A 12,198-nucleotide genomic window follows, 5' to 3' on the forward strand; every position below is an offset into this window, starting at 1 on the left:
TTCCTATGTTCAAAAGCAGCTAGACAGTGTGGGCGAGTCCATACATAGGAGCGGCCTTGTGTCGCGAAAGGGCTGCAGAGCAGCCCCGGCAATTTGTGCATCTGCGCTGAAACCCCGGGGGTAACACAGATAATGTGGGAGCGGGTTTACCCGCGAAGCAGACAACTCGGTGCATGGCACCGGCTTCGCCGGTGTTCGCGGGTGAACCCGCTCCCACAGGGATATCTGATAGCCCGTAGGCTGTGGTCAGTAGGAAGCCACCACAATGGACACACGGCGGTTCTCGGTACGCCCGGCGCTGGTGCGGTTGTTCGCCACCGGCTGGCTGCTGCCCAGCCCGCGGGACTGGATGTTCTGCGCCTGCATGCCTACCCCGACCAGCGCCCTGGCCACGCTCTGCGCCCGGCGCTCGGACAGCTGCTGGTTATACGCCGCCTTGCCGGACGAGTCGGCATGCCCATCCACCCGCACGCCCTGGATGCCAACACCGAGCAGCGCCTTGCCAATGCGTTCGACAATCGCCTGGCTCTGGCTGTTGAGGCTGTCCAGGTCGCTGCCGAACAGCACCTTGCCGGACAAATCGTAGGCCCAGCCTTCGTCGGTCGGGGTAAAGCCTTCACGCTTGAGCACGGCAATCTGCTCGGCGGTCAGGCCTTTGGGCGGAGCGCTCTGGCAGCCGGTCAGCGCCAGCACGGCGAGCAACAAGGCCCAAAGGGGGAAACGCAAAGCCTGTATCACGGGTTCAACTCCTGTTCTTGATTTCGCTGGCGGACCGTTCCGTCTGCGCCACTTGCCAATGGCCACGGCGTTTGCGCTTGGCCTGGTACATCGCCGCATCGGCGGCATTCAGAAGACTGGCAGGGTCAGCGCCGTCATCCGGGTAATAGGCAATACCGACACTCAACGAGGTGGCGATACTGCGGCCACTGTCCAACTGCACCGGCAACTTCATGCTGGCAACGATCTTCTCGGCAATGTGCTCGGCGTCCTGGCGCGAATGCAAAGGCGTCAGCAGCACGGCGAACTCGTCGCCACCCAAACGCGCCACCAGGTCGTGCTCGCGCAGTTGGGCACGCACGCGGTCGGCCACGCTGATCAGCACTTCGTCGCCCACCGCATGGCCGAGGGTGTCGTTGATCTGCTTGAAGTGGTCGCTGTCGAGAAACAGCAGCGCCAGGTGATCTTGCTGCCGTTCTGCATTGCGCACACTGCGGCTCAGGCGCCCCTCGAAGAAGGCGCGGTTGGGCAGGCCGGTCAGGCTGTCGTGGCTGGCCTGGTGCGCCAGGGTCTGGTTTTCGCTCTGCAGGTGGCTTTGCCACACCTCCAGTTCGTCCAGCAGGGCGTTGAAGTCATTGCCCAGTTCGTTGAGCTCGGCAATCGGCGCTTCCGGCACGCGCCGGTCGAAACTGCGCTCGCGGCGGGCGGCGTGGGCGACACTGGCCAGGCCACGCAGCGGGCGGACGATATCGCTGAGCAGACGCCGCGACAGGTATTGGGCAGCCAGGGCGCTGAGCACCGTGCAGAACAGGATGCCGGCCAGCCCGCTGAACAGGAACAGCAACAGGCTACGCCCCTGGCCAACCAGCTCGATGCGCCCGACCTGCTGCTGCTGGTGCGTGATCGGCAGGTTGATTGGCTCATCCAGCAAGGCGGTGGCCACCTGCGCCTCCAGCCGCGCGAGCACGCCGGTATCGCTGCGCTGCCAATGCGCCAGCTGCTCGCCTTCGTTGTTGAAGACCCTGGCTTCGGCCACTTCCTCGGCACTGGCAATCAGCGCCAGCGATTCATTGGCCGCTGCGCTGTCGTCAAACACCACCGCCGCTTCCACGGTGTAGCTGATCGAGCGGGCGATCAGGTGCAGGTTGTCGTTGGCGTAAACACGCAGGGCGAGCACGCCCAGCAGGGTCAGGGATATGCCGGCCAGGCCCACGGCGAGCAAGGCGACGCTGAGATGGCCACGGCCCAGCACCGAGCGCAGGGTCGGGCGCACGCCGCGCTTGCGGGTTGGTTTCATGGTTGCACCGCCCGGCGCCGCGACAATTGCAGCACGCTGGGGTGAATGCGCACGCCGGAGCGTGCCACCGAGTCCAGGTTGACTTCAAAGGCGACCTGCTGGTCGCTGATCCGCAAGCAGAACAGGCTGCCGACCGTGCACGGGTCGTCTGCCTCGCTGATGCTCAGCACCGGGTGGCCACTGACGCGCTCGAACAGCCGGTCGCGCTGGCCCTGGTCGAGTTTGCCGATGTAGATGGCGTCGCATGCCTGGGCGACCTGGCTATCGTCTGCCAGTAGCCGCCGCACTTGCAGCGGTCGGCCGGACTCCTGCACATGGCCTTTGATCAGGTCATCGGCGTATTCGGTCGGGCCGACCAGGCACAGGCGCAAGGGCGAGGGTTCGACGGGCCAGCGGGCGTAGCTGAAGATGCCCAGCACCACCTGGGTGACGGCCTTGGCACGTTGCTGCGCCTGGGCGGCAGTTATGGCGGGGTCTGCCCGGGCCGGGCCTGCGGAAAGGAACAGGGCGGCCAGCAATAGCGAAAGCGCACAGCTCGTCACTCGCCTTGCGGCCACTTTCATGTGGGAAATCTCTTAAGGTCCTTTCCAATATCGGCGCAACGATAGCACATGGCCGCATGCCTGTATGAAAGGCGCGGAGGCATTTACGTTCCCTGTAGGAGCGGCCTTGTGTCGCGAAAGGGCTGCATAGCAGCCCCTCGATATCTGCTGCGCTGCTGAGATCCGGGGGCCGCTTTGCGGCCCTTTCGCGACACAAGGCCGCTCCTACAGAGGACTGCGTCCGGTGTCAGACTTGCTCCAGCATCAACCCGGAAATTCGCCGTACCTTGCGCGTCACCGCCTCTTCGAAAATACCCTGGCGGGGCTCGACCAGGCTGAAGCAGTGCTTGGCGCGGGTGATGCCGGTGTATACCAGCTCCTTGGTCAGCACCGGGTTGAGCGCATCCGGTAGCACCAGCGCGGTGTGGCTGAACTCCGAGCCCTGGGACTTGTGCACGGTCATGGCGAATACCGTTTCCACTTCGTTCAGCCGGCTGGGCAGGACGAAGCGCACACCGCCGCTGCCGTCGTTACGCGGGAAGGCCACGCGCAACAGGGGTTCGCCGCGCTCGTCCGGCAGGCGCAGGGCGATGCCGATGTCACCGTTCATCAGGCCCAGGCCGTAATCGTTGCGGGTTACCAGCACCGGGCGCCCTTCGTACCAAGGCTGCTGGCTGTCGATCAGCCCGGCATTGTGCAGCACCCGTGCCACCCGCTCGTTGAGGCCTTCGACACCCCAGGCGCCGCGGCGTACCGCACACAGCAGCTGGAAGTCCTCGAAGCTGTGCAGCACCTTGCCCGCCCATTGCTCCCACGCGGGGTCGTCAACGGCGGTATCGAGTGCCGGGCGGAAGCGGCCCAGGGTGCGCAGGTAGCTGCGATAACCCTGCGGGCCGTCGCTGCCGCGGTTCAGGCCGTCGAGCAGCAGGCGGTCGAAGGCGCGGTCCTGTTCGTGCTTCAGGGCCAGGCTGTACACATCGGGCGGCGGCGTGGCCAGCAGGTTGCGCGCCGCATGGGCGTCCTGGCGGTTGACCAGCCGGGCCAGCTGGCCAATGCCGCTACCTTCGCCGAAACGCCGCGAGAAGCGCAGCATCACCACCTGCTGGGCCAACGGGTTGCGTTGCTCATCGCCGGCCTTGAGGCCGCTGCCCGCCAGCGACTCGCCACCGGTCTGCTCCAGCCATGCCTCGGTCGCCGGCGAGTAACAGCCCTCCTCGGCATCCCGGCACAGGTCACCCAGTACCGCACCGGCTTCGACCGAGGCCAGCTGGTCCTTGTCGCCCAGCAGTACCAGACGTGCCCGTGGCGGCAGGGCATCGAGCAGGTTGGCCATCATCTCAAGGTCGATCATCGACGCTTCGTCGACCACCAGCACATCCAACGGCAGCGGGTTGCCGGCATGGTGGCGGAAGTGCCGCGAACCGGGGCGGCTGCCGAGCAGGCGGTGCACGGTGCTGACCTCGGTGGGGATCTGCCCGCGCACCTCGGCGCTGACCTGCAGGCGCTCGACCTGTTGGCCAATGGATTCGGTCAGGCGCGCGGCCGCCTTGCCGGTCGGCGCGGCCAGGCGAATGCGCAATGGCCTGCCTAGCTCTACCGCCGGCGCCTGCAACAAGGCCAGCAGGCGCACCACGGTAGTCGTCTTACCCGTGCCGGGGCCGCCGGTGATGATGCTGAAGCCTGCGCGGGTGGCCAGGGCGCAGGCGAGCTTCTGCCAGTCCACCTGGCCTGCCGGCGCACCACCGTCGAACAGTTGCGCCAGACGGCCAGGCAGGTCGGCCGGAGGCGCTTCGGCCTGGGTCAGGCGCTGGCGAAGGGTATGGTCGATGCGCCGCTCGTAACTCCAGTAACGGCGCAGGTACAAACGCTCGCCGCTGAGCACCAGAGGCCGCGCTTGCTGGCCCGGGGTATCCCCGGCGGCCACCAGCGGGCTGGCGGTAATGCGCTGGAGCCAGGCGTGCAGGTCGAGGTTGGCCAGCAACTGCGAGGGCAGCAGCAAGGGGCCGGTCAAGGCGTCGCCTTCAGGCGGCAAGGACAGGGCGAAATCGGGCTCGGCCAGGGTCTGCTGCAGGTCGAGGCAGACATGGCCGTGGCCCAGTTGGTGGCTGGCCAGCGCGGCGGCCAGCAACAGCAGTGGGTCGCTACCGGGTGCTCGCTCCTCCAGGAACGATACGAACGCACGGTCCAGGGCGCGCAGCCATCCCCGCTCTACCCAGCGGTCGAGCAGTTGCAGCAGGTCACCGCTGTCATGCTGCGGCGCCAGTGCGAGCAGGTGCTCGGCGTGCAGCGGGGTGGGCAACAGGTCGACTAGGCTTCGGCTCATATCACGGCTCCGGCAAACAGGTCCTGCTGTACGGGCGGATGCTCACCACGGAACAGCGCATCGAGGCTTTCGATCAGCTCACGCGGTGGCTTGGCGTGGTAAACGCCGTGGCCGCTGCTGCTGGCGCCTCGCAGGAAGATGAACAGGGCGCCGCCGACATGGCGGTCGTAGTCGTAGTCAGGCAGGCGGGCGCGCAACTGGCGATGCAGGGCCAGCAGGTACAGCACGTACTGCAGGTCGTAGCGATGCTCGAGGATGGCCTTTTCCATGGCCTGGGCATCGTAGGCCTGGATATCCGGGCCCAGCCAGTTGGACTTGTAGTCGGTCACGTAGTAACGCCCGTCCAGCTCGAAGGCCAGGTCGATGAAACCTTTGAACATGCCATTGAGCACGGTCGGCTGCGCCGCCGGGCGTGCCAGGCCGGGGTGGGTGTGGCGTGCCACCAGGCGGTCGAGTTGTTCGGCATCGACCTGGTGGCTGGCGAACCAGAACTCCATTTCGATCTGGTAGTGGCGCAGCTGCCCGAGCGTCACACCGAGGTCGTTGCCCGGCAACGGCAGCGCTTCGCCCAGCAGGCGCTGCAGCCAGTGCGTCAGGGTGGGGATCCAGCCGGTCCAGTCACGACGGTTGCAGCGCTGGCCAACGGTTCGCTCGATCAGCCGTGCATTGCCGCTGACTTGGCTGAAGCCCTCGCGGCCAACCCATTCCAGCAAGCCATGCAGGAAGGTGCCCGGGTTGGGCCCGCGCGGGAAGCGGTGAATATCGCCACTGTCGGCCGGGACCTCGCGCAGCACCTGGGTATCGACCACTTCATCATCCAGTAACTGCTGGGCCTGCGAACTGTCGGCACCGAGGGTCTGGTCGCCGACGCGCAGGGCACTGTACGAGGCAATCCACCAATGCTCGGCGCCCGCTGCGCGGCGCGGTTTGCGGGCAGGTAGCAGCTCATGCTCGGCGTGCGGCATGCAATACACCTGCTCATCTGCCGGCGGCAGGCTCGGGCAAGAGATGTGCGGGCAGGTCTTGGCCAAAGCCTGCAACCAGTCCGTCAGTTGCTGCGAGCCCGGCAGGGCGAGGCCGCCACCCAGCAGGTAGCCGAACGCCGAGCGGTGCAGTTGCGAGCTCTTCTGGTTGCCCCGCTTGAGGTCGGCGACACCCAGCCAGCAGGCATGCTGGGCGCGGGTCAGGGCCACATAGAGCAGGCGCAGGTCTTCGGCCAGGCGCTCGTCGTCGGCGCGGTCGATCTGTTCCTGGTCTGGTGTGAGGGTGAGATGGGCGTTGCCCTGGCTATCATGCCAGGCCAGCGGCAGGCGGCTGCCGTCCACCGGTTTGCTGGTGCAGATGAACGGCAGGTAGACCAAGGGGTATTCCAGGCCCTTGGATTTGTGGATGGTCACCACTTTCACCAGCTGCTCGTCACTCTCCAGGCGCAGGATCTGCTCTTCACCAGCCTGGCCGGAACTGGCCAGGTGCTCGGCCAGGTGGCGGATCAGCGCCTGTTCGCCGTCCAGTTCGCCGGCGGCCTGTTGCAACAGCTCGGCCAGGTGCAGCAGGTTGGTCAGCACCCGCTCGCCATCGCTGCGGCGGATCAGCGTGCGCGGCAGCTGGAAGTCATGCAGCAGGTGCCGCAGCATCGGCAACACGCCCTGGCGCTGCCAGGTGTCGCGGTAACGGCGAAAACGCATGACCCAGTCTTCCCAGACCCGCTCGTCCTGGTTCAGGCGGTCCAGCGCAGCCAGCGACAGATTGAGGGTAAGGCTGGCCAGGGCGGCCTTGAGCAGGCGCTCCGAGTCGGGTTCGGCGCAGGCCTTTAGCCAGGCCAACAGGTCGTGGGCTTCCTGGGCGGCGAATACCGAGTCCTTGTCGGACAGGTACACACTACGCACCTCGCGCGCGGCAAGCTCGGCGCGGACCATCTGCGCTTCATGGCCATCGCGCACCAGGATGGCGATGTCCGATGGCAGGCACGGGCGCAGTTCGCCCTCGGCATTCTGGAAACCAGCCGTGCCTTGCTGGCCGCCATTGAGCAAGGCGACGATATGGCTGGCGCAACTGGCGGCCAGCTGCTGCCGGTAAACGCTGCCGGAGACCGGCTCTTCGCTTTCCAGATGCCAGCATTGAAGGGCTGCGCAGGCTTCACCGTCGATCAACAGCTGCTCGCCACGGCCTTTGGCGCGGACCTCGATGAACGGCAGCGGGTTGTCATCGGCCTCGCGGAACAGGAATGCGCCACGCCCTGCCTCACGCGCCTCGGCCTGCAGGAACACCTGGTTGACCGCCGCGACCATAGCCTTGCTGGAGCGGTAGTTGGTGTCCAGGCTGTGCAGGCGACCACTCGTGGCACGGCGGGCGGCGAGGTAGGTGTAGATGTCGGCGCCACGGAAGGCATAGATCGCCTGCTTGGGGTCGCCGATCATGAACAGGCCGGTTTCGGCGCGGTTTTCGCTGATCTGGTAGATGCGCTCGAAGATGCCGTACTGCACCGGGTCGGTGTCCTGGAACTCGTCGATCAACGCCACCGGGAACTGTTCGCGGATCAGGCTGGCCAAGCGCTCGCCGGCCTCGCTGGCAAGGGCGTGCTGCAGGCGCAGGAGCATGTCGTCGAAGCCCATTTCCGCACGCCGACGCTTCTCCACTTCGAAGCGTGCCGATACCCAGTTGGCGGCATGCTCGAGCAATGGGGCATCCGGGCTGTCCAGGGCTTGGAGCTGTTGCTGCAAGCTCTGCATGGCATTGAGGGCCGGGTGCTCGGGTGGCTCGCCCTTCCAGGCTTCGGCCATGCCCGCCGGGGTCAGGCGGGTAAAGCCGGTGCCCAGGTCGAGCTCCACCAGTTGTTCGGCTGCGGCCCAGGCGCAGAGCTTATCGAACCAGGGCTCGAAGTAACGGGCCTGCATCTTGCGGCCATCGACTTGTTTGGCGGCCAGTGCATCACGGCAGATCTGGCGCAACTCCTCGGCCCATTGCGCCCAAGGCGCCTTTAGCCGGGCCAACTGCTCGCCACGCTGCTGCAGCGATGCCTGGATCAGTGCCGCCGGCTCGGGCCCGTCGTGCTGGGCGCGCACGCGACCGAACAGTGGGCGGATCCGCGGCAGCAAGGCGTCGGGGCTGCCCCAGTGGCCACGCACCCAGGCCAGCGCGTCGCCTTGCATGCCGTAGCAGAAGCGCCGCCAGTAGTCGCGCATGACCTGGCCCAGCAGTTCGCTGTGGTCGGTTTCCAGGGTCTGGGTAAACAGGCTGCCGCTGTCGAAGGCATGTTCGCGCAGCATGCGCTGGCACCAGCCGTGGATGGTCGATACCGCTGCCTCGTCCATCCACTGCACGGCGATTTCCAGGCGCCCGGCACAGCGTGGCCAGGTTTCTTCCGGGTAATCGTCACGCAGCTGATGCAGCAGCGGGTCGGCCGCCTCCAGCTCGCCACGGAAGAACCGCGCAGCTTCGGCCAGGCGGGCGCGGATACGTTCGCGCAGCTCTTTGGTTGCGGCGTCGGTGAAGGTCACCACGAGGATCTGCGGTGGTAGCAGCTCGCGGTCGAAGCCCTGCTCGCCACCGTGACCGAGGATCAGGCGCAGGTACAGCGCCGAAATGGTGAAGGTCTTGCCCGTGCCGGCGCTGGCCTCGATCAGCTGGCTGCCGTGCAGGGGGAAACTCAGTGCCAGGGGACGGTCCTGGGTCATGCGCCTTTCTCCGGGTTGCCCAGGGTCTGCCACGGGGCGTTGAACAATGGGCGGTACAAGGCTTCGCACCAGCCTTCGAAGGTTTCATCAGCGGTGAGCGCGGCAAAGTCGCGGAACTGCCGGGCCAGGGCGATGCTTTCACTGCGCTCGCCGAAGCTGGTGCGCTCGTCGCCTTCGTAGGCGCGGGCAGCAGCAGCCAGGGCTTTGTCGCTATCGTCCTGGGCCAGCCAGGCGAACGCGGTCTTGGCAGCGACCGGCAACGGCGCATTCATCGCCGCCTGACGGGCTACCAGCAGGTCGCCCAGCAATTGCGCCGCCTGCGCTTGCGGCAGTGGCGCAAGCAGCAGGGTCAGGTCGCTGGCTACCAGCGCGCTGTTATAGGGGTAGCCCGCCGCGCAGGCCGCCAGGTGCGTGACCCAGGGCGCGATCAGGCGGTGCCACTTGAGGGCGTTACGCCCGGCACTGATGGTGTTGGGTACGGTGGTGATGCTGAGCAGGCTCTGGTCATCCGCCTGGAACAGCCGCCCCAGCCAGCCTTCGAGACGATGCTGGCCGTGCTCGAAATGCACTGGCAATGCCCCCTCGACCAGCTGCGGCCAGCGTTGCAATAGCTGGCGGTGGCGTTGCAGCAGGTCTGGCAGGGGCTCGATCAGCTCGCGCTGCAGCAGTTCGCCGAAGCCGGCCAGTGGCAGCACGCCACAGGCCTGCAAGCGCCGGGCCTGGGCCTGCAGGGCCTGTTCGGCATTGTCCGGCTCGGCCAGTGCTGCACCCAGCAGGCTTTCACTGGCGCCGTACCGTTGCAGGGTATCGAGGACGAAGGGTTCCTCGTCCGGGGTCGGTGCTTCCAGCGCTTCGAAGTAGACTTTCAGACGCTGGCTGAAGAAGTGCCGCACCGGGTGGCGCAGGAAGTCATTCAGCTGGGTCAGGCTCAAGGCCTCATCGTCATGGTATGGCGGCAGGCCGGGGTCGCACTGCTGGTCCTCCTGGCCCTGCTGGTGCAACACCTGCCATTCGTGGGCAAAGCTGAACAGCGGGCTGCCCTTCTGGAAGTAGCGTGGGCTGAACGGTTGCAGCGGGTGCTCCTGGGTCAGTGCGTGCAGCAGTTGCTCGCCCGGTTCTGCTGGCTGCCCCTGCTCCGCGCCTGCCAGCTGCCAGCCGGCTGCAAGGTGATCGCGCAACTGGCCGATCAGTACCGAGGCCGGGCGTTCGCTGTTGTCGCGGATGCTCCGCCCGACCCAGCTGACATACAGTTGGTCGCGGGCCGACAACAATGCTTCGAGCAGCAGGTAGCGGTCATCCTCACGGCGCGAGCGGTCACCGGGGCGGTAGTCGCTGGCCATCAGGTCGAAGTCCAGCGGCTGCTGAGCGCGGGGGTAATCGCCATCGTTCATGCCCAGCAGGCAGACCACCCGGAACGGGATGGCGCGCATCGGCATGAGGGTACAGAAGTTCACCGAGCCGGCGAGGAAGCGCTGGGACAACTTGCCCTGGTCGAGGCCCGACAGCCAGGCTTCGCGCACTACGGTCAGCGGCAATGGGTCTTGCAGGCCGACGGCCTCGCACACTTCAAGCCAGCTATCACGCAGATCCTGCAACTGCATCAGCAGGAACTCGTCGTGCTCGCCCTCGGCCAGGAAAAACACTTGCAGCAAGGCATGCAGACGCTCGCCCCACTGGCTGACAGTGGCAGGCTCGGACAGGGTCTGGCCGGCCACTTCGAGGGCGTCCAGCAAGGCGACCAGCGGGCCGATCAGTGCCGCATCCAGGCCACCGATTTCATCGTAGGGTTCGATGCCGTCACAGGCCTCACCCACGCCTACGGCATAACCCAGCAGCATGCGCCGCAGGCCGAACCGCCAGCTGTTCTGTTCCAGCCCGGCGGGCAAGCCCAGGCTGGCCCGCTGCTCGGCATTGAGGCCCCAGCGGATGCCAGCCCCCTCGATCCAGCGGTGCAGCGTGGGCAGGTCGTTTTCGCGTATGCCGAAACGGGCGCGGACTGCCGGCACATCCAGCAGGTCGAGCACTTCGCTGACCGCGAAGCGGCTGTCCGGTAGCTTGAGCAGGTGTTCGAGGGCAATCAGCAAGGGTTCGCGGCCACGCTGGCCCTGGTCGGTCAGGGTGAACGGGATGTAGCGCGGATCGTTGCGCTGCAACTGGCCGAAAACGGCGCGAATATGCGGCGCGTAGGTATCGATGGCCGGCAGCATGACGATTACGTCACGTGGGCGCAGGGTTGGGTCGGCGCTGAACCGGGCCAGTAACTGATCGTGGAGGATCTCCACTTCACGTTGCGGGCTGTGGGCGATGTGGAAGCGGATCGAGCGGTCCTTCGCCGGGTCGACTGGATGCCACTGCTCGCGGGTTTCTGCGAGCGGACGCAGTTCGAGGATGTCGTCCTGCAACTGGTTGAGCAGCGTGGTGGGCGAGCCGTCACTGAACAGGTCGATGCGACCGTCGCTGAACACGCCCTGGTAACTGCCGGGGTCATCGTAGCTGTCGAGCAGGTTGATGTAGTCGCGGCCTTGTTTGCCCCAGGCGGCCAGCAAAGGGTGGGCATGCTGGTGCAGCGACTGGTCGTCCAGTTGCAAGGGCATGCCCTGCTTGCGTTGCTGGCGCTTGTACTGGTGGCGCAGCAGGTCCTTGTCGGCAACGATATCGGCCCAGTGGTGGCGGCAGGGGTTGTGCACGCACAGCAGCACCTGGCTGAAGCGTGCCAGGCCGGCCAGTGCCTCGAGGGCCTGGGCTGGCAGCGAGGAGATACCGAATACGATCACCCGGGCCGGCAGACCGGCAGGTGCCTGCTCCAGGCTGTTGATACGTTCGATGAAGCGTTGATGTACGCCGGCACGGCTCTGCGCCATGCCCTGCTCGCCAACATCCTCCAGCAATGCACGCCACAACTCGGCCTGCCAGCGGTTGCCCGGGGGCAGCGCCTTGCGCTCACCGCGAGCGGTGTTGAGGATGTGCTCGCCAGCGGCCCAGTCCTTGAGCCAGTCGGCGCGGTAAACCTGATACTGGTCGAACAGGTCGGCCAGGCGCTCGGCGAGCTGATAGCGCTTGCGCAGGTCGCTGTCGTCGGTGAGGAAGCGTCGCAACGGCTCGAAATGCGGGCGTTCGATCAAGGCCGGGAGCAGACGCATCAGACGCCAGGTCAGCGGTGCCTTGTCGAGCAGGGAGACTTCGGGAATTTCGTCACGGCCCAGCACGCTGCGGTACAGCTGCCACATGAAGCTGCCTGGCAGTTGCACGTCGATGGCGGCGGCGATACCGCAACCACCCTGGTCATCGTCCTGAGGGTCTTCGGCAAGGGCAAGTTTGAGCCATTGGGCGATGCCATTGCTTTGCACCAGGGCGATTTCGTTTTCCAGAGGTGCCAAGGGGTAGCGACGCATCCAGCTCACCACCAGGCTGCGCAGGTCGTCGAGGCGGTTGCCGTGAACGATCATGAAGCCGGGTTGGAGGTGAGTGGTATTGGGCATCGGGAGGTCTCTGGCTGGCGCTGGGGATGAGGGAAACGATATCACGTAGGTACCATACGGAGAGTATGGCGTAGTGCCATTAACCGTCTGAATTGTGGGAGGCAACATAACAGCGGGCCTGCGCGACCTTTGTAGGAGCGGCCTTGTGTCGCGATCGGGCGCGCAG

At 66.1% G+C, this 12,198-nt stretch carries 6 protein-coding genes; all 6 read right to left on the bottom strand.

Annotated elements, in window-relative coordinates; translation table 11 throughout:
• Positions 1-246: 246 nt before the first annotated feature.
• A complete protein-coding gene (locus tag ACGLHT_RS29450; RefSeq protein ID WP_137162427.1) occupies positions 247-738 on the bottom strand; it encodes an OmpA family protein in 492 nt (163 codons plus the stop codon).
• 4 nt (positions 739-742) lie between these two features.
• Positions 743-2,014: a diguanylate cyclase domain-containing protein gene (locus ACGLHT_RS29455; RefSeq protein WP_274079089.1), complete on the bottom strand. Its 1,272-nt coding sequence runs from the start codon at positions 2,012-2,014 to the stop codon at positions 743-745.
• Positions 2,011-2,577 carry a YfiR family protein gene (locus tag ACGLHT_RS29460; RefSeq protein WP_137162429.1) on the bottom strand — a complete coding sequence of 189 codons (567 nt, stop codon included), beginning with the start codon at positions 2,575-2,577 and terminating at the stop codon, positions 2,011-2,013. Before ACGLHT_RS29460 ends, ACGLHT_RS29455 begins: the two co-directional genes overlap by 4 nt.
• A 226-nt stretch (positions 2,578-2,803) precedes the next feature.
• The gene (recD, locus tag ACGLHT_RS29465) at positions 2,804-4,879 is read right to left on the bottom strand and encodes an exodeoxyribonuclease V subunit alpha (RefSeq protein ID WP_274121212.1); all 2,076 of its coding nucleotides are present in this window, start codon (positions 4,877-4,879) and stop codon (positions 2,804-2,806) included.
• The gene (gene recB, locus ACGLHT_RS29470; protein WP_137162431.1) at positions 4,876-8,553 is read right to left on the bottom strand and encodes an exodeoxyribonuclease V subunit beta; all 3,678 of its coding nucleotides are present in this window, start codon (positions 8,551-8,553) and stop codon (positions 4,876-4,878) included. Before recB ends, recD begins: the two co-directional genes overlap by 4 nt.
• Positions 8,550-12,032: an exodeoxyribonuclease V subunit gamma gene (recC, locus tag ACGLHT_RS29475; protein ID WP_274121213.1), complete on the bottom strand. Its 3,483-nt coding sequence runs from the start codon at positions 12,030-12,032 to the stop codon at positions 8,550-8,552. The genes recB and recC overlap by 4 nt, the downstream gene beginning before the upstream one ends.
• Positions 12,033-12,198: the final 166 nt, after the last annotated feature.

This window comes from Pseudomonas sp. PsB, from assembly GCF_043658375.1.
GTDB lineage: Bacteria > Pseudomonadota > Gammaproteobacteria > Pseudomonadales > Pseudomonadaceae > Aquipseudomonas > Aquipseudomonas putida_Z.